Source organism: Inquilinus sp. (assembly GCF_039594555.1).
GTDB lineage: Bacteria > Pseudomonadota > Alphaproteobacteria > DSM-16000 > Inquilinaceae > Inquilinus.
In genome coordinates this window covers 1-16,811 of the sequence record NZ_JBCNNF010000127.1, presented here as the reverse complement: position 1 = coordinate 16,811, position 16,811 = coordinate 1, and the positions used below count along the sequence as shown (strand labels likewise).

The 16,811-nt window shown below is 70.0% G+C and carries 18 protein-coding genes; 12 read left to right on the top strand and 6 right to left on the bottom strand.

The window, feature by feature from the left end; translation table 11 throughout:
* Positions 1-848, top strand: an 848-nt coding sequence (gene ald, locus ABDW35_RS15490) for an alanine dehydrogenase (RefSeq protein WP_343714778.1), incomplete at its 5' end; no start/stop codon positions are given.
* 52 nt (positions 849-900) lie between these two features.
* Here ald and ABDW35_RS15485 read toward each other — a convergent pair.
* The 5 genes from ABDW35_RS15485 to ABDW35_RS15465 form a co-directional block, all read right to left on the bottom strand.
* Positions 901-2,175, bottom strand: coding sequence for a hydroxyacid-oxoacid transhydrogenase (locus ABDW35_RS15485; protein ID WP_343714777.1), 1,275 nt, complete (start codon positions 2,173-2,175; stop codon positions 901-903).
* A gap of 23 nt (positions 2,176-2,198) precedes the next feature.
* Positions 2,199-3,161 (bottom strand): nucleoside hydrolase, encoded by a 963-nt coding sequence (locus tag ABDW35_RS15480; protein WP_343714776.1) that lies wholly within the window; start codon positions 3,159-3,161, stop codon positions 2,199-2,201.
* Positions 3,162-3,237: 76 nt separating this feature from the next.
* Complete coding sequence (locus ABDW35_RS15475) at positions 3,238-3,441, bottom strand: (2Fe-2S)-binding protein (RefSeq protein ID WP_343714775.1); 204 nt, start codon at positions 3,439-3,441, stop codon at positions 3,238-3,240.
* Between the two features lie 66 nt (positions 3,442-3,507).
* Positions 3,508-4,131, bottom strand: a complete 624-nt coding sequence (locus ABDW35_RS15470; protein ID WP_343714774.1) for a CDP-alcohol phosphatidyltransferase family protein — start codon at positions 4,129-4,131, stop codon at positions 3,508-3,510.
* Entirely contained in the window at positions 4,131-5,135 is a 1,005-nt protein-coding gene (locus tag ABDW35_RS15465) for a lysylphosphatidylglycerol synthase domain-containing protein (RefSeq protein ID WP_343714773.1), read from the bottom strand. Before ABDW35_RS15465 ends, ABDW35_RS15470 begins: the two co-directional genes overlap by 1 nt.
* Positions 5,136-5,630: 495 nt before the next feature.
* Between ABDW35_RS15465 and ugpC the strand changes: the two genes are divergently transcribed.
* From ugpC to ABDW35_RS15420, 9 genes are all read left to right on the top strand, one after another.
* A complete protein-coding gene (gene ugpC, locus ABDW35_RS15460; protein WP_343714772.1) occupies positions 5,631-6,764 on the top strand; it encodes a sn-glycerol-3-phosphate ABC transporter ATP-binding protein UgpC in 1,134 nt (377 codons plus the stop codon).
* Entirely contained in the window at positions 6,764-7,273 is a 510-nt protein-coding gene (locus tag ABDW35_RS15455; RefSeq protein WP_343714771.1) for a DUF2165 domain-containing protein, read from the top strand. Before ugpC ends, ABDW35_RS15455 begins: the two co-directional genes overlap by 1 nt.
* Positions 7,274-7,498: 225 nt before the next feature.
* On the top strand, positions 7,499-7,867 hold the full coding sequence (locus ABDW35_RS15450; RefSeq protein WP_343714770.1) for a hypothetical protein: 369 nt from the start codon (positions 7,499-7,501) through the stop codon (positions 7,865-7,867).
* Between the two features lie 215 nt (positions 7,868-8,082).
* Positions 8,083-8,661: a GNAT family N-acetyltransferase gene (locus ABDW35_RS15445; RefSeq protein ID WP_343714769.1), complete on the top strand. Its 579-nt coding sequence runs from the start codon at positions 8,083-8,085 to the stop codon at positions 8,659-8,661.
* Positions 8,662-8,667: 6 nt separating this feature from the next.
* On the top strand, positions 8,668-9,591 hold the full coding sequence (locus ABDW35_RS15440) for a glutaminase (RefSeq protein WP_343714768.1): 924 nt from the start codon (positions 8,668-8,670) through the stop codon (positions 9,589-9,591).
* Entirely contained in the window at positions 9,591-10,502 is a 912-nt protein-coding gene (gcvA, locus tag ABDW35_RS15435; protein ID WP_343714767.1) for a transcriptional regulator GcvA, read from the top strand. Before ABDW35_RS15440 ends, gcvA begins: the two co-directional genes overlap by 1 nt.
* A gap of 4 nt (positions 10,503-10,506) precedes the next feature.
* Positions 10,507-11,166, top strand: coding sequence for an HAD-IA family hydrolase (locus ABDW35_RS15430; protein WP_343714766.1), 660 nt, complete (start codon positions 10,507-10,509; stop codon positions 11,164-11,166).
* A gap of 84 nt (positions 11,167-11,250) precedes the next feature.
* Positions 11,251-11,721 (top strand): RidA family protein, encoded by a 471-nt coding sequence (locus ABDW35_RS15425; protein WP_343714765.1) that lies wholly within the window; start codon positions 11,251-11,253, stop codon positions 11,719-11,721.
* A gap of 2 nt (positions 11,722-11,723) precedes the next feature.
* Positions 11,724-12,914, top strand: coding sequence for an aminotransferase class V-fold PLP-dependent enzyme (locus ABDW35_RS15420; RefSeq protein WP_343714764.1), 1,191 nt, complete (start codon positions 11,724-11,726; stop codon positions 12,912-12,914).
* Positions 12,915-13,062: 148 nt separating this feature from the next.
* Here ABDW35_RS15420 and ABDW35_RS15415 read toward each other — a convergent pair whose 3' ends face one another.
* A complete protein-coding gene (locus tag ABDW35_RS15415) occupies positions 13,063-15,420 on the bottom strand; it encodes a bifunctional salicylyl-CoA 5-hydroxylase/oxidoreductase (RefSeq protein WP_343714763.1) in 2,358 nt (785 codons plus the stop codon).
* A 255-nt stretch (positions 15,421-15,675) separates the two neighbouring features.
* Here ABDW35_RS15415 and ABDW35_RS15410 point away from each other — a divergent pair, with 255 nt between their 5' ends.
* Positions 15,676-16,182: a hypothetical protein gene (locus tag ABDW35_RS15410; protein WP_343714762.1), complete on the top strand. Its 507-nt coding sequence runs from the start codon at positions 15,676-15,678 to the stop codon at positions 16,180-16,182.
* Positions 16,183-16,321: 139 nt separating this feature from the next.
* Positions 16,322-16,744 carry a GFA family protein gene (locus tag ABDW35_RS15405; protein WP_343714761.1) on the top strand — a complete coding sequence of 141 codons (423 nt, stop codon included), beginning with the start codon at positions 16,322-16,324 and terminating at the stop codon, positions 16,742-16,744.
* Positions 16,745-16,811: the final 67 nt, after the last annotated feature.

Genomic DNA, 16,811 nt, shown 5'->3' with positions numbered 1-16,811 from the left:
TCACCTATCTCCATCTGGCGCCCGACCCGCGCCAGACCGAGCTGCTGATGAAGTCCGGCGCCGTCGCCATCGCCTATGAGACGGTGACCGATGCCCGCGGCGGCCTGCCGCTGCTGGCCCCGATGAGCGAGGTGGCCGGCCGGATGTCGATCCAGTGCGGCGCCCATTGCCTGGAGAAGATCCAGGGCGGCCGCGGCATGCTGCTGGGCGGCGTGCCCGGCGTGCCGGCGGCCAAGGTCGTCGTCCTCGGCGGCGGCGTGGTCGGCACCAACGCCGCGCGGATGGCGATGGGCCTGGAGGCCAGCGTCACGGTGATCGACAAGTCGCTGCAGCGGCTGAAGGAGCTGGACCTGCAGTTCGGCGCCGAGCTGAACACGGTCTATTCCACCGTCGACGCGATCGAGGAGCATGTCACCGGCGCCGATCTGGTGATCGGGGCGGTGCTGGTGCCGGGCGCCGCGGCGCCGCGGCTGGTGACCCGCGCCATGATCGCCAAGATGAAGCCCGGCTCGGTGGTGGTCGACGTCGCCATCGACCAGGGCGGCTGCTTCGAGACCTCGAAGCCGACCACCCATGACAACCCGACCTATGTGGTCGACGGGGTGGTGCATTACTGCGTCGCCAACATGCCGGGCGGCGTCGCGCGGACGTCGACCTTCGCGCTGAACAACGCCACCCTGCCCTTCGCCCTGGCGCTGGCCGACAAGGGCTATCGCCGCGCCTGCCTGGACGACCCGCATCTGCGCGAGGGGCTGAACGTGCATTCCGGCCAGATCACCAACAAGCCGGTGGCCGAGGCGCTGGGCCTGAACTACGTGCCGACCGAGGTGGTGCTGCGCGCGGCCTGAGCCGTCGCCATGTATGATCCAGGGCCGCCGGAGCGATCCGGCGGCCTTCTTCTTACCAGTTCGCCAGCGACTCCCGCAGGATCCGCTCGAGATCGGCCGGCCCGACCGGCTTGGGCGCCCCGACCAGGAGGCGCTGCTGCTTCAGCGCGCCCTCGACCAGGGCCGGGATGTCGGATTCCTCATAGCCCAGCGCGGCGATGCCGCTGGGCGCGCCGACCTCCCGCATCAGCGCGATCAGCGCCCGCGGCAGGCTGTCCGGCCCCGGATCCGCGACCGGCCCTCCGGCCAGCAGCTCCGCCGCCCGGATGTGCTTCTCAGGCGCCGAATCAAAGGTGAAGCGGAACGCCGCCGGCGAGGTGACGATCACCGAATAGCCATGCGGCACGAAGGCGTGGTCGCGGCTGTAGCCCTCGGCGTGGAAGACGTGCTTCAGCCCGGCGATCGGATAGGCACAGGCGTGCGGGATATGCACCCCAGCGGTGCCGAAGCCGATCCCGGCCATGGTCGCGCCCAGCATCATCGTGCCGCGCGCCTCGAGGTCGTCGCCGCTCGCCACCGCACGGGCCAGGTAGCGGCCGCCGAACTCGATCGCCCGCAGCGACCACAGATCGGCCACCGGGTTGCTGCCCTGATAGGGCGGCCGGTCGTCGGGGCTTGCGGGGCGCGGCCGCGCGTCGAACGGCTTGGAGATGTAGGATTCGACCGCGTGGCAGACCACGTCGAGCCCGGCCGAGGCGGTGACGCCGGCCGGGGTGGTGCGCGCCAGCTCCGGATCCACCAGCGCCAGGCTGGGGCGGATGTACCGGTGCGAGATGCCGGTCTTCAGCTTGAGCTCGGGGATGTCGAGGATGGCGACCGTCGTCGCCTCCGACCCCGAGCCGGAGGTGGTCGGCACCGCCACCAGCGGGAACAGCGGCCCCGGCGGCTTGCGCCCGCCGCCGATCGGCGCGTTGACATAGTCCATGATCGCGCCGCCATGGCGCTTGATCAGGTTGGCCACCTTGGCGGTGTCGATGGTCGACCCGCCGCCGAGCGCGACGAAGCCGTCGACCTCCGCCGCCAGCGCGACCTCGGCGGCGAGCTCCAGCGCCTCCAGGGTCGGCTCGACCGCGATACCCTCGAATCGGGTCACGCCGATGCCGCTGCGCTGGATGATGCCGATCACCCGGTCGACCAGCTCGAAGGCATGCAGCGCCGGGTCGGCCACCAGCAGCACCCGGGAGACGCCGAGGCGCTTCAGCTCCCACCCCAGCTCCTCGACCGCGCCGGCGCCGAACTTCAGCGGCGCCGCCTCGATGGTGAAGATGCTTTCGAGCGCTTCGGTCATCTTACCCTCCCCGGCCGCCGGCCTCAGACGCGCTGCAGCGCCTGGTAGATCAGCTCGAAGAAGCCGTCGGCGTCGATGTCGCGCAGCACATGGCAGTTCTTCGGCTTCTTGTCCGGGCGATTCCACTTGGCGGCCATGTCCCACCAGTCGACCACGGTCATGCCCAGCGTGTGCTCGCCCGCCAGCTCGACCGCCACATGGCAGTCGCGGCCGCCGAACAGCTCCGGCCGCAGCAGATAGGCGATGACGCAGGGGTCGTGCAGCGGCCCGCCGGCCGTGCCGTAGCGCTCCATGTCGAAGCGCTCATAGAAATCCAGCATGCCGTGGACGCTCTTCGCCACCGGCGTGCCCAGCGCCGCCACCTTGTCCAGCCAGGCGCGGGAGATCAGCGCCTTGTGGGTGACGTCGAGCGGCACCATGGTCAGCTTGATGCCGCTGGTCAGCACCACATGCGCGGCGTGCGGGTCGACATAGATGTTGAACTCGGCCGCCGGGGTGGTGTTGCCGCCCTCGAAGAAGCCGCCGCCCATGAACACGATCTCGCGGATCCGCGGCGCGATCTTCGGCTCGCGCACCAGCGCCGCGGCGATGTTGGTCAGGGGCCCCAGCGGGCACAGCGTGTAGGTGCCTTCCGGCGCCGCCATGATGGTGTCGACCAGCCAGTCGACCGCGTGGCCGGGGATCGGCCTGGTCGTCGGGTCCGGCAGGCCGGAGCCGTCGAGGCCGGTCTTGCCGTGCACCGCCTCGGCGGTGACCAGCGGCCGCACCAGCGGGCGGATCGATCCCTGCACCACCGGGATGTCGCTGCGCCCGGCCAGCTCGCACAGCTTCAGCGCATTGGCGGTGGTCAGGTGCAGCGGCACGTTGCCGGCGACGGTGGTCAGGCCGGCGATCTCCAGCTCCGGCGAGCCCATCGCCAGCAGGATGGCGATGGCGTCGTCCTGGCCCGGATCGGTGTCGATGATGATGCGCCTGGTCTCCGCCATCGCGGCCTCCCCTTCGGAACTCTCTCGGGAGGCTGGCTAGCACCGCGGCGCGGCGACGTACAGGGGCTGTCGAGCGTTACTCGGCGGCGAGGAGGACCGGCGCCGCGTCGTCCTGCTCGCGGCTGGCCTCGTGCACCATGCGGCGGATGGCGGTGACGCATTTGCCGCATTGGGGCGAGCAGCCGAGCCCGGCATAGACCTGACCCGCATTCTTCGCCCCGGCATCCACGGCACACCGGACCTGGGTGTCGTTCAGGGCGTTGCAGATGCAGATATACATGCGTCGGCGGCTCCGGTGTGGTCCGCCGGATTTAGATGAGATTGCGAATGAGTGTCAATAGGCGCTCTATCCTGCCCGCGATGCCGCCCGTGCGGCGCGAAGGCGCAGCGCGGTGAGGATGGCGAAGAACGGTCCGCCGATCGCGGCGCCGATCAGGATATAGGGGAACAGCCCGAACCAGGCCGCCGGCGCGAACAGGTAGAGGGCGTCGTCGAAGTCGAAGCCGAGGATGCCGACATAGGCCTTGGTCTCGACCGCGCCCGCCGCCTCCAGCTTCGCCGACAGGATCGACGCTGCCAGCACCCCAGCGCTGGCCAGCAGGCCCAGCAGCGGCCCGGCCTCGCCCAGCCAGCTGGTGCGAAGGCCGATGCCGATCGCCAGGAACATCAGCGCGTTGACCGACAGGTCGCAGATCGTGTCGTAGAGATGGCCGAAGGGCGAGGAGCTGTTGCCGAGCCGCGCCAGCTCGCCATCCGCCCGGTCCAGCAGGCAGGAGACCAGCCAGATCACCCCGCCCCAGACCGTCCAGCTCTCGTCGCCGATGGCGAAGGCGGCGCAGCTGGCGAGGCCGGTAATCAGGCGGGCCGTGGTCAGGTGGTTCGGCGTGACCCTCGTGCCGACCAGGGGGCGGACCATCATCCGGGTCAAGCGATGGGTCCAGGAGGTGTGGGGCTGGGTGTAGATCGACATCAGGAGGCTTGCTCGCGTGCGACATCCGGCGTCCGCAGCAGGCGCCGGCCTTCGATGAGGTACCAGATCAGCAGCGCCGGCGCATGCAGCAGCAGCTCGCGGATGCGCTTAACCAGCGCCACCGACAACGCGAGCTCCGGCGGCAGGCCGAACATCACGCCCAGCGCCAGGATGCTGCCGTCCTGGATGCCGAGCGCGCCCGGAACCAGGAAGGCCGCGGTGCGGACGGCCTGGCCGATGCTCTCCATCACCAGCGCCTCGGCGAAGCCGATATCGGCGCCCAGCACTTGCAGCGCCAGCCAGACCTCGCCCGCGCCGCACACCCAGGAGGCGAGATGCAGCACGGCGGCGCGGGCCATGGCGCCGCGGTCGCGATAGATCGCCAGCACCGTGTTGTGCAGGCCGGAGAGCGAGTTCAGCGCCGGCCAGTCGAACTCCCGGGCGATGCGGCCCAGCAGCTTTTCGAACAGCCGGAACATGCCCCAGCGCTGCGCCAGCACGAAGCCGAGCCCCATCAGCACGGCGATGCCGAGGCCGATCGCGGCCCAGCCCAGCGCGTCGCCGCCGCCGATCGCGATCAGCACCACCAGGCCGATGGCGAAGAACAGGATCTGGGTCAGGAATTCCAGGGTCAGGTCGACCAGCATGCCGGCGCCGGCCGGCAGCGTGCCGGCGCCGTGCAGCGCCAGCACCCGGGCGCCCAGCACATTGCCGCCAACCTGGGCCACCGGCAGCACCGCATTGGCCGATTCCCGCACCAGCCGCGCCCACAGGAAGATGCCCGGGCCGGCCGACCACAGCGGCCGCATCGCCTCGCGCCAGGCCAGCGCCGAGCAACCCATGGCCAGAAAATGCGAGGCGACCACCAGCAGGATGCCGCCGCTGGCGTCGAGCAGCAGCTTGAGCACCGCATCGGCGTTCTGTGCGGCGACCAGCCAGATGATGGCGCACAGCCCGGCCAGCCCGACCACCGCCGTGGCGAGCCTGATCGCAGGCCGGTTCATGCGCGCCCCCGCCCCGGAGCGCATGGCCTCTCCCGCCTGGCGAGAGAGGTCCTTTCACCGAGCCTTTCCCTCACCGTCATTGCGAGGAGGCGAAGCCGACGAAGCAATCCAGGGGCCAGCGCGAACCGGCCCCTGGATTGCTTCGCTGCGCTCGCAATGACGGTGTTAGGAATCCCGAAAGGTCCAGCAAGCGGAACAGGCCCCGCAAGGGCCAGGCGGGCTTCGAAGGGTGACGTCACGATGCGGCGCCGGTCCTGGCGGGCGGAAAACGATCTCGGATCGGCATGCCTGGAGGGCTCCTGACGGGCGCGCGGATTAACACCGCCGGGCCGCTGCCTGTCAATCGGACGCTGCCCCGCCGCGGGCTCCGGCAGCCGCCGCCTCGGCTCAGATTCATTCAAACATCAGACTATTTCGCCCCGGAGGTTCCAAAATGCTGGCCTCAGCCGCTCGCGCTGGATATGGTGCGGGCAAAGTTTGCGCAGTGGAGGAAACATGGCTGGCGTTACGCTCCGTGGCATTCGTAAGTCGTTCGGCGATCTCGAGATCATCAAAGGCGTCGATCTCGACATCCGCGACCGCGAATTCGTCGTGTTTGTCGGCCCGTCGGGCTGCGGCAAGTCGACCCTGCTGCGGCTGATCGCCGGCCTCGAGGACATCAGTTCGGGCGACCTCGCCATCGACGGCCAGCGGGTCAACGACCTGCCCCCGGCCGAGCGCGGCATCGCCATGGTGTTCCAGAGCTACGCGCTGTACCCGCACATGACGGTCTACGAGAACATGGCCTTCGGCCTGAAGCTCGCCAAGACCAGCAAGGCCGAGATCGAGCGCAAGGTCGGCGACGCCGCCCGCATCCTGCAGCTCGAGCATCTGCTGAAGCGCAAGCCGAAGGAGCTGTCGGGCGGCCAGCGCCAGCGCGTCGCCATCGGCCGCGCCATCGTGCGCAACCCGAAGGTGTTCCTGTTCGACGAGCCCCTGTCGAATCTCGACGCGGCGCTGCGCGTGCAGATGCGGATCGAGATCGCCCGCCTGCACAACGACCTGAACGCCACCATGGTCTACGTCACCCACGACCAGGTCGAGGCGATGACGCTGGCCGACAAGATCGTGGTGCTGAGCGCCGGCCGGATCGAGCAGGTCGGCTCGCCGCTGGAGCTGTACCACCACCCGGACAACCTGTTCGTCGCCGGCTTCATCGGCAGCCCGAAGATGAACTTCATCGAGACCGGGGTCACCGCGGCCAATGGCGCCACCGCGACGGTGAGCCTGCCGGGCGGCGGCGCGGTCACCGTGCCGGTGCAGCCGGGCCGCGCCAAGGTCGGCGACAAGGTCACGCTCGGCGTCCGGCCGGAGCATATGAACGAGCAGGGCAGCGGCGCCGCCACCATCCCCGGCCAGGTGCTGGTGGTCGAGCGGCTGGGCGGCGAGACCTATCTCTACGTCAAGACCGAGGTGGGCATGCTGACGGTGCAGGCCGGCGGCGACAGCCGGGTCAAGACCAACGACCAGATCCAGATCGGCTTCTCGGCCGACACCTGCCACCTGTTCGATGCCCAGGGCCAGGCCTTGCAGCGGGCGGAGCGGCACCCGATGGCCGATATCGGCCGCGAACCGGCGATGGCCCACTGATGCTGACGGCCAGGGTCGTCAAGATCCTGGCCACAGCCGGCGTTGCCCTGTTCTTCACGTTGGTCGCGGTCGGCAACCTGACCGACTACGGCTCCAACTTCGCCTTCGTCCGCCACGTGCTGGCGATGGACACCACCTTCCGATCGCCCGCCCTGATGTGGCGGGCGATCGACGTTTCATGGGCCGCGCATCTGGCCTATGCCCTGATCATCGCCTGGCAGGTCGCCACGGCGATCGTGTGCTGGGTCGGCGCCATCCGCTTGGCGATGCGCTGGGACGCGCCCGCCACGGTCTTCGCCCGGGCCAAGTCGCCGGCGCTGGCCGGGGTCGGCATGGGTTTCGCGCTCTATGCCTTCGGCTTCGTCGTCATCGGCGGCGAGTGGTTCGCCATGTGGCAGTCCAAGGAGTGGAACGGCCAGGCGCCCGCCCATCTGTTCCTGACCATCGCCGGCATCGTCCTCCTGTTCCTGAACCAGCGGGACGAGGAACTGCCCTACGACCTGGGCTGATCCGGAAGGGCCGTATGCCTGGGCGCCTGGGCCGGCCCTGGTCCTGTCGTCACCCGGCCGCGATGTACGGCCGTTCGCAGCCCCCCGGTTGACACATGCGGACCTCCGACCCATACTGAATTCATTGCTATTGTTTGAATGTTTTCCTCTTTTATTGCCATGACGCGATCGTCATTTCTCGTCGCATCACGGCATTTCCATTCGTATTTCAATGGAGAGACAATCATGGCCGATTTCAAGAACACCGTCCTCATGATCAATCAGGCGAAGGCCGGCATCCGGATCGACCGGGATCCGAACTTCGACGACATGAAGCTGATCTTCGACGGCGTGACCTCGATGAGTCCTTACACGCTGGAGCCGGGCAAGCAGGTTCATGTCGGTTCCACCTACGGCGCGGATATGGGCGTGTGCCTCACCTATGCCGGTGACGACCGCTACATGGAGCTCGGGATGGGCCCGGATTCCGGGACGGACCTGAAGGTCTTCAGCGTCATCAGCGACAGCGAGGACGACGGCAGCGGCCCGCTGGCCTATCGCCTGCAGGACCAGACCGCCGTCTCGATGACCATGACCTTCACCGACAAGGCTTAACTCCGTGTCGGGGCCGCGCCTGCCGATCAGCGGGCGCGCCTGCCGCGGGTTCGTCCGGTTTGTATGACGAAAAGCCGTCGCTCGCGCTGTGTCACAGGACCCTTTGACCGTTCGCCGTGATCGGGTACAGGTTCTTGACCCGTTCGCAGCATCGATGCGGTCCATGAGTCTGTTCCTTTCCCGACACGGCGAGACATCGCCCTCCCCGGCGCGGCATGAGCGATGACCATCCCTTGCCCGCGGCGGGGCCGGAGCCGGTCGCGCTGAAGCTGGCGGACGAGCACATCGGCGATGTGATCGACCCGTCGATCAGCCTGAACGCGCTGCGTCTCGAGGACCTGCCGATCATCGCCCGCTGGCTGGACCGGCCGCATGTGATGCGCTGGTGGGGCGACCCGGAGGAGGAGCTGTCGCAGATCGCCGCCCATCTGGTCGAGCCGAACATCGCGCCGTTCCTGGCCTGCGAGGGCAGCCGGCCGATCGGGTACATGCATGTCTACCACGCCAACCCGGACGCGTTCTGGGCCGGGCACCAGTTGCCGCAGCAGACCTTCGGCATCGACCTGTTCCTGGGCGAGACGGATGTCATCGGCCGCGGCATGGGCACCCGGCTGATCAAGCTGGTGCTGCGCCGCCTGCTGGCGCTGCCGGAAACGGCGCGGGTGCAGGTCGACCCGGCCCCTGCCAATGCCGCCGCGATCCGCGCCTATGAGAAGGCCGGGTTCCAGCGCCGCGGGCCGATCGACACGCCGGACGGCGCCGCCCTGTACATGACCATCGACCGCGAGGGCTGAACCGGCATGCCGGATCTGGGCGACGTCGTCGGCGGCATCGCCGACGCCATGGCGCGGGAGCAGCATCGCGGTGACGTCGCGACCTATATCCCCGAGCTGGCGAAGGTCGATCCCGGCCAGTTCGGCATCGCCGTGGCCACGCTCGACGACGGCGTCCACGTCGCCGGCGACGCCGAGGTGCCGTTCTCGATCCAGAGCGTCAGCAAGGTCTTCACCCTGACCCTGGCGCTGGGCGCCGTCGGCGACGCGCTGTGGCGGCGGGTGGGGCGCGAGCCGTCGGGCAACGCCTTCAACTCGATCGTCCAGCTCGAGCACGAACAGGGCGTGCCGCGCAACCCGTTCATCAATGCCGGCGCGCTGGTGGTGACCGACGTCGTCCTGGCCGGGCACCAGCCGCGCGAGGCGATCGGGTCGATCCTGCGCTTCATCCGCTGGCTGGCCGATGACGAGGGCATCGCCATCGACGAGAAGGTAGCGCGCTCCGAGGCCGGCACCGCTTACCGCAACCAGGCGCTGGCTGCCTACATGAAATCCTTCGGCAACCTGCTGCACCCGGTGGAGATGACGCTGGGCGTCTATGTCCATCAATGCGCCATCGCCATGACCTGCCGGCAGCTGGCCACCGCGGGGCGCTTCCTGGCCGATGGCGGGCTGTCGACCGGGCACCGCGTGGTGTCGCCGGAGCGGGCGCGGCGGATCAACGCGCTGATGCTGACCTGCGGCCACTATGACGGCTCCGGCGACTTCGCCTTCCGCGTCGGCCTGCCGGGCAAGAGCGGCGTCGGCGGCGGCATCCTGGCGATCGTGCCGGGCCGTGCTTCGGTCGCGGTCTGGTCGCCCGGGCTGAACCAGCACGGCAATTCGCTGCTCGGCACCCTGGCGCTGGAACGCCTCGCGAAAGCCATGGGCTGGTCCGTGTTCGGTCCCTGATGGCCGCCCGGCGCCTGCCCTCCCTGCCCGCCCTGCGCGCCTTCGAGGCGGCCGGCCGGCATCTGAGCTTCCGCCATGCCGCGGCAGAGCTGCTGGTGACGCCGAGCGCGATCAGCCACCAGGTCCAGCGGCTGGAGCAGGAGCTCGGCACCGCCCTGTTCATCCGCAGGACCCGCGCCATCGCCCTGACCCCGGCCGGCGAGCGCTATCTCGACGGAGTCCGCCGCGCCTTCAACCTGCTGGCGGAAGAGACACGCTCGGTGCGGGCGCCGGAGCGGGCGGTGCTGCGGGTCAGCCTGCTGGCTTCCTTCGCCACCCATTGGCTGGTGCCGCGGCTCGGCCGCTTCGCCACCGCGCATCCGGAGATCGAGCTGCGGCTGGAGCCGTCCAACGCCCTGGTCGATGTCGGCGGCGGCGAGGCCGACCTGGCGATCCGCTACGGCACCGGCGGCTGGCCGGAGGTCGAGGCGACGCTGCTGCTGGCCGACCGCATCGCACCGGTGGTCAGCCCGGCGCTGCTGGATCGCGGCCCGCCGATCGCGGCGCCGGCCGACCTGCTGCGCCACACCCTGCTGCTGTCCTATGCCCGCGAGCCGATCGAATGGCCGGTCTGGTCGGCGGCGCATGGCTTCGACCTGGCCCGCGCCCGCACCCTGATGCTGCACGACTACAACATCGTGCTGGAGGCGGCGCTGGCCGGCCAGGGCGTGGCCATGGGCCGGCACGCGCTGATCGGCGAGAAGCTGCGCGGCGGCGCACTGGTCGAACCTTTGGGCGGGCCACCCTTCGCCCCGCCCGGCCTGGGCTACTGGCTGGTGACCCGGCCCGGCCCCCTCCCCCCGCCCGTCGCCGCCTTCCTCGACTGGATCCGCGGCGAGGCCGCGGCCGCCCCTGCCCAACGGAAAGACTGACCCGATGCTGACGCAGCGAAGCTATGCCGCCTTCCTGTTCGACATGGACGGCACGCTGATCGACAGCATCGCCTCGGCCGTCCGCATCTGGACCCGCTGGGCCGAGCGGCACGGGCTGGACGCCGCGGCGGTGGTCGAGACCATGCATGGCGTGCGCGCGGTCGAGACCATCCGCCGCTGGGGCATCCCCGAGGCGGAGGTGGCGCGCGAGGCCGCAGAGCTGACCCAGGCCGAGATCGACGATGTCGACGGCGTGGCCGCGATCGCCGGAGTGCAGCGGTTCCTGCAGGCCCTGCCGCCGGACCGCTGGGCCATCGTCACCTCGGCGCCGCGAGATCTTGCCGCGAAACGCCTGGCCGCCGCGGGCCTGGTGCCGCCGCCGGTGCTGGTCACCGCCGAGGATGTCGTCCGCGGCAAGCCGGCGCCGGACGGCTTCCTGGCCGCGGCCAAGCGGCTGGGCGCCGACCCGGAGGACTGCCTGGCCTGGGAGGATGCGCCGGCCGGCATCGCCGCGGCCGAGGCGTCGGGCGCGACCGTCATGGTCGTCGGCGCCACCCATCACCGCCCGATGGCGACGCGCCACCCGGTGATCGCCGACTATGAGGACCTGACGGTCACGGTCAACGGCTCCGGCCGGCTGGTGCTGGGGCTACAGGTGATCTAGAGTCACCCATAGCGCGAAAACTTCGCGTTCGTCGGGCGGGCCGGCGGCGGCTAGCATCCGGGCTTCCGACACCGAGGACCGACCATGCCGAAGACCATCGCCGAAGCCGTCGCCGCCCTGGGCCATGAGCTGCCCGCCGCCTCCGCCCCGGCCGCCAACTACGTGCCCTACGTTCAGTCCGGCAACCTGCTGTTCATCTCCGGCCAAATCTCGCAGGACCGCAACGGCCCGGCCTGGCTCGGCCATCTCGGCGACACCGTGTCGCTGGAGGACGGGCAGAAGGCGGCGCAGGCCTGCGCCCTGGCCATCCTGGCCCAGCTTTCGGCCGCGACCGGCGGCGAGCTCGCCCGCATCCGCCACGTGGTCAAGCTCGGCGTCTTCGTCGCCTCGGCCCCCGGCTTCACCCAGCAGCCGCAGGTCGGCAACGGCGCCTCGGACCTGATCGCCGCGGTGTTCGGCGACAAGGGCAAGCATGCCCGCGCCGCGGTCGGCGTCGCCGCCCTGCCGCGCGGCGTGTCGGTCGAGGTCGAGGCGATCGTCGAGCTCGAGGGCTGATCATGGCCCCATCCCTGGACTTGGCACGGCTGCGCGCGGAGACGCCCGGCATCGACCGGGTGCTGCATTTCAACCATGCCGGCAGCTCGCTGCCGCCGCAGCCGGTTCTGGACACGGTGCTGGCCCATCTGCAGCGCGAGGCGGTGTCCGGCCCGATCGAGGCCGGGCAGGCCGCGACGCCGGCACTGGAGGAAGCACGGGCCGATGCCGCGGCGCTGATCGGCGCCGCGCCGGCCGAGATCGCCTTCACCGGCAGCGCCACCCAGGGCTGGGGCCTGGCCTTCGCCGGGCTGCCTCTCAAGGCCGGCGACCGCATCCTGGTCGCCCGGCAGGAATGGGGCGGCAACCTGACCACCATGCAGCGCGCCGCCGCCCGCACCGGCGCGGTGATCGAGGTGATTCCCTGCGACGACACCGGCCGCGCCTCGCCCGAGGCGCTGGCGGCGATGATCGACGACCGGGTGAAGCTGGTGTCGCTGACCTGGATCGGCGCCAATGGCGGGCTGATCAACCCGGCGGCGGCGATCGGCCGGGTGGCCCGCGCCGCCGGCGTGCCGTACTACATCGATGCCTCGCAGGCGATCGGCCAGATCCCGGTCGACGTCGCCGCGCTGGGCTGCGACGTGCTGATCGCGCCCGGCCGCAAGCATCTGCGGGGGCCGCGCGGCACCGGGCTGCTCTATGTCCGCCGGGATTTCCTCGACCGGCTCGACCCGCCCTATCACGACGCCCGCACCGCCGCCTGGACGCCGGAGGGCGCGCGGCTGCAGGACGGCGCCGTCCGCTTCGAGGCCGGCGACTTCCCGATGGCGCTGCGGCTCGGCCTGGGCACCGCGATCCGCTACGCCCGAGCCCTCGGCATCGACGCCATCCGGGCGCGGCTCGACGGCCTGGCGCAGGGGCTGCGCGGCCGGCTGGCGGCGATCCCCGGCGTCACCCTGCATGACCGCGGCGTCGAGCAGGCGGCGCTGGTGTCCTTCGCGGTCGAGGGAGTAGAGCCGGCGGCGCTGCGCCAACGCCTGGCGGCCCAGGGGATCACCATCGCGGTCAACGGCGTGATGTACACGCCGCTCGACATGACCGCCCGCGGCCTGGGCGACATCTGCCGCGCCGCCGTCTCCTACCTGCACACGGAGGCGGAGCTGGACCGGCTGGCGGAGGCGGTGGCGGCGGCCCGAAAGGCAATCGGCTGAAGTGGCTTAGAACTCGATGTTTCATTGTCATTGCCGGGCTTGACCCGGCAATCCAGGAGCCACCAAGAGCTGCTCTCAACGGCCCCTGGATCCTCGGGTCAAGCCCGAGGATGACAGTATAAGAAGGCAGATACTTCTTCGCTGCCCCTTACCGCCCGTGCCGCCTCGGCTTGGCCTTGATCTGCAGCTCGGCCTGCTTGTCGGCCGCGCGGGCGATCTCGCGGAAGGCCTGGTCGCGGCCGGGCCAGTATTGCTGCGGCCAGGACTGGGTCTTGACGCCGTACCAGGCCTCGGCCTGGCGGACGAAGGTCGGGTTCCACAGATGCGGCCGGCCGAGCGCCACCAGGTCGGCCCGCCGGGTGTGCAGGATGGTGTTGATCTGCCCCGGCTCTGTGATCGCGCCCACCGCCATGGTCGCCAGCTTCGGTACGTTGCGGATCGCCTCGGCGAACTGCACCTGGAACATCCGGCCATAGACCGGCTTCTGGTCCGGCACGGTCTGGCCGGCGGAGACGTCGATCAGGTCGCAGCCGGCGTCGCGGAAGGCCTCGGCGATGGCGAAAACGTCGTCCTCGCCGATGCCGCCCTCGGCCCAGTCGGTGGCGGAGATGCGCACCGACATCGGCCGGCCCTCGGGCCACGCCGCCCGCATCGCCCGGAATACCTCCAGCGGATAACGCAGCCGGTTCTCCACCGCCCCGCCATAGTCGTCCGTCCGCCGGTTGGTCAGCGGCGACAGGAACGACGCCAGCAGGTAGCCATGGGCGCAGTGCAGCTCGAGATGGTCGAAGCCGGCCCGCGCGGCCCGCGCGGTGGCTTGCACGAAATCGGCCTTGATCCGGTCCATCTCCGCCCGGTCGATCTCCCGCGGCACCGGGCTGACGCCCTCGATCCAGGGCAGCGGCGATGCCGAGAGCACCGGCCAGTTGTCCGCCGGCTCAGCGATCGGATGGTCGGCCTTCTGCCAGCCCAGCTGGGTCGACCCCTTGCGGCCGGAATGGCCCAGCTGCATGGCGATCTTCGTGTCGCCATGGGCGTGCACGAAATCGACCACCCGTTTCCACTGCGCCTCATGCGCGTCGGTCCACAGGCCGGGGCAGCCCAGGGTGATGCGGGCGTCCGGCGACGGGCAGGTCATCTCGACGAACATCAGCCCCATGCCGCCGAGGGCGTGCGAGGCGTAGTGCACGAAATGCCAGTCGGTCAGGTTGCCGTCGCGGTCGGCGGAATACTGCGCCATCGGCGACATCACCACCCGGTTCGCGAGAGTCATGCCGCGCAGCCGGAAGCGGGTGAACATCGGCGTCGGCCGGCTGGCGCGGTAGTCGTCGCCGGTCTCGCGCCACAGCCGCTCGTAATAGGCGTCGTCGGCCCGGCGCACGAAGTCCGGGTCGCGGATGCGGAGATTGTCGTAGGTGATCGACTTGGCCCGGCACATCACCACCATGGCGAACTGCATCGGGTCCATGTCGAAGGACCGGTTCATGTGCTCGAACCAGGCCAGCGACACGTCGGCATTGTGCTGGGTCACCTGGCACGGCGTGCGCCGGGCCTTGTCATAGGCGGCGAAGGCGGTTTCGACGCTCGTCTCGGCCTTGGCCACCACGGCGTCGGAGAGGGCGATGGCGCATTCCATCGCCAGCTTGGTGCCGGAGCCGATCGAGAAATGCGCCGAGGCCTTGGCGTCGCCCAGCAGCACGATGTTCTTGTGCCACCAGCGCTCGCAGAAGATCCGCGGGAAGCGCCGCCACATCGACCGGTTCAGCAGCAGCGGATGGCCCTGCAGCTCCTCGGCGAAGATCGCGGCCAGCTTCGTCCGCGAGCCCTCCTCGTCGGCCTCGGTGAAGCCGTGGCCCTGCCAGCAGGCCTCGTCCATCTCGAACACCCAGGTCGAGCGGCCCTCGCCTTCACCGCCGGCCTCGTATTGGTAGGTGTGGGCGCAGATCACGCCGTGTTCGGTCTGGCGGAAGAAGTAGTTGAACTCACCCATCGGCCGGGTCGAGCCCATCCAGCAGAAACGGTTGGCCTTGACCGAGACCTCGGGCCGGAAGGCATCGCGGTAATGCTCGCGGATCGCCGAGTTGATGCCGTCGGCCGCGACGATGATGTCGGAATCCGCGAAGCGCTCGTCCAGCGTCGCCGGGTCGATCCGGTCGGAGAAGGACAGTTCGACCCCGACCTCGCAGCACCGTTCCTGCAGGATCTGCAGCAGCGTCATCCGCGAGGTGCCGCAGAAGCCGTTGCCGCCGCAGCGGATCTCCTCGCCCTTGTAGTGGATGGCGACGTCGTCCCAATAGGCGAAGCGGTCGCGGATCCGCTCATAGGACTCCGGGTCGCGCGACAGGAACTCGTCCAGCGTGTCGTCGGAGAAGACGACGCCGAAGCCGAAGGTGTCGTCGGCCCGGTTCTGCTCCACCACCGCGACCTGCCAGTCCGGCCGCGCCTTCCTGGTCAGCAGGGCGAAGTACAGGCCGCCCGGACCGCCGCCGATGACCGTGATCCGCATCTCCGCCTCCCGTACCGGCCCATGGCAGGAGAGTACGGCAAATTAGTTTAGGCTTAAAGGATTTTCCGGTCCGGCGCCGAGGCCAGGCCGGCAGCGCCGCTACGACGGTAACCGGAAACCCGGCCGGCACCACGAACCGGTAACAGTCGCGGCCGAGGCTGGCTTCTTTCCGTCACCGCAAGAGGTCCCAGGGATATGCCTGCCGCCTTCCGGAAGCCCGTCTTCTTCAACCCGGCCAAGCCGCGGGCCAAGCGCATGGTCGACATGGCGGTCAAGGCCATGCAGCGTGGCAGTTCGGAGGGAACGAAGCTGGCAACGACGTGCTGGACCGCGGTGATCAAATGCGCCGAAATGTCCGGCGCGATCAGCCAGCGCGCGGCGGCCCTGCTGAACGCGAACGTGCAGTCCAACAACCCCGCGGCCTTCGTGCCCGACGGTTCCGAGGTCATCGAGAGCCAGGCGGCGTGGGACGCCATCGCCCCCGGATGCTTCGTCGCGCTGCTCGGCCCGTCCTACCATTCGAACCCCATGAGCCAGGACGACGAGGGCCGCGTCCTGTCGCATGCCATGGTTTCGCTCGGAAACGGCCAGATGGCGGGATCGAACAACGGCGTGATCGGCTTTGCCGGGAACTGGTCGATGGTCGAGCTCGACGAGCGCCACACCTGGCAGAACGGCTTCCTCGTCTATGAGGGGCGCGCTTACCGGGTCCTCGTCCGCGATATCGAATCGCAGGACAAGCCGAGCTGCATCATCATGTAGGGCCGCAGCCCGGCATCCGTTTCTCGCCGGCCACGAGACCGGTGGCGCTGCAAAGCCGCGACACCTGGCGCAGGACCGGGTTGCCATCGCGCCCGGCCTGGCCTTGACTGCTCCCCACAGCCTGGGGAGGACCACAGGGATGCCGATGCCCATCACCGGCCGCTGCTTCTGCGGCGCCGTGCGCTTCAGCTTCGACCAGCCGCCGATCGTTGCGCGCGCCTGCTGGTGCCGGGACTGCCAGTACCTCGCCACCGGCAACGCCTCGATCGGCGTGATCTTCCGCACCGCGGGCTTCACCGTCACCGGCGCGACCGGCGAGTATCTCAGCCAGGCCGACAGCGGCGCGACGATGCGCCGCCGCTTCTGCCCGACCTGCGGCACGCCGCTGTTCAGCGAGGCGCTGGGCGAGCCCGACTACATGGTGGTGCGGGCCGGCGCCCTGGACGACCGCGAGATCGCCCGGCCGCAGAGCGTGATCTGGACCGCCTCGGCCCCGAGCTGGGGCCATGTCGACCCGACCCTGCCGGCCAGCCCGGGCCAGCCGGGGCCGGTGGCGGGGTAGCGCCCCCTCACCCCGGCAGCTGGCCGAGCAGCACCCCCGCCAGCGCGCACCCGGCCAGCGTCGGGAT

Coding starts and splice junctions, on each gene's coding strand:
- ABDW35_RS15410 (WP_343714762.1), top strand. CDS start 15,676: ATGGTCGACATGGCGGTCAAGGCCATGCAGCGTGGCAGTTCGGAGGGA.
- ABDW35_RS15480 (WP_343714776.1), bottom strand. CDS start 3,161: ATGGCGGAGACCAGGCGCATCATCATCGACACCGATCCGGGCCAGGAC.
- gcvA (WP_343714767.1), top strand. CDS start 9,591: ATGGCCGCCCGGCGCCTGCCCTCCCTGCCCGCCCTGCGCGCCTTCGAG.
- ABDW35_RS15430 (WP_343714766.1), top strand. CDS start 10,507: ATGCTGACGCAGCGAAGCTATGCCGCCTTCCTGTTCGACATGGACGGC.
- ABDW35_RS15450 (WP_343714770.1), top strand. CDS start 7,499: ATGGCCGATTTCAAGAACACCGTCCTCATGATCAATCAGGCGAAGGCC.
- ABDW35_RS15465 (WP_343714773.1), bottom strand. CDS start 5,135: ATGAACCGGCCTGCGATCAGGCTCGCCACGGCGGTGGTCGGGCTGGCC.
- ABDW35_RS15420 (WP_343714764.1), top strand. CDS start 11,724: ATGGCCCCATCCCTGGACTTGGCACGGCTGCGCGCGGAGACGCCCGGC.
- ABDW35_RS15485 (WP_343714777.1), bottom strand. CDS start 2,175: ATGACCGAAGCGCTCGAAAGCATCTTCACCATCGAGGCGGCGCCGCTG.
- ABDW35_RS15445 (WP_343714769.1), top strand. CDS start 8,083: ATGAGCGATGACCATCCCTTGCCCGCGGCGGGGCCGGAGCCGGTCGCG.
- ABDW35_RS15440 (WP_343714768.1), top strand. CDS start 8,668: ATGCCGGATCTGGGCGACGTCGTCGGCGGCATCGCCGACGCCATGGCG.
- ABDW35_RS15425 (WP_343714765.1), top strand. CDS start 11,251: ATGCCGAAGACCATCGCCGAAGCCGTCGCCGCCCTGGGCCATGAGCTG.
- ABDW35_RS15470 (WP_343714774.1), bottom strand. CDS start 4,131: ATGTCGATCTACACCCAGCCCCACACCTCCTGGACCCATCGCTTGACC.
- ugpC (WP_343714772.1), top strand. CDS start 5,631: ATGGCTGGCGTTACGCTCCGTGGCATTCGTAAGTCGTTCGGCGATCTC.
- ABDW35_RS15455 (WP_343714771.1), top strand. CDS start 6,764: ATGCTGACGGCCAGGGTCGTCAAGATCCTGGCCACAGCCGGCGTTGCC.
- ABDW35_RS15405 (WP_343714761.1), top strand. CDS start 16,322: ATGCCGATGCCCATCACCGGCCGCTGCTTCTGCGGCGCCGTGCGCTTC.
- ABDW35_RS15415 (WP_343714763.1), bottom strand. CDS start 15,420: ATGCGGATCACGGTCATCGGCGGCGGTCCGGGCGGCCTGTACTTCGCC.
- ABDW35_RS15475 (WP_343714775.1), bottom strand. CDS start 3,441: ATGTATATCTGCATCTGCAACGCCCTGAACGACACCCAGGTCCGGTGT.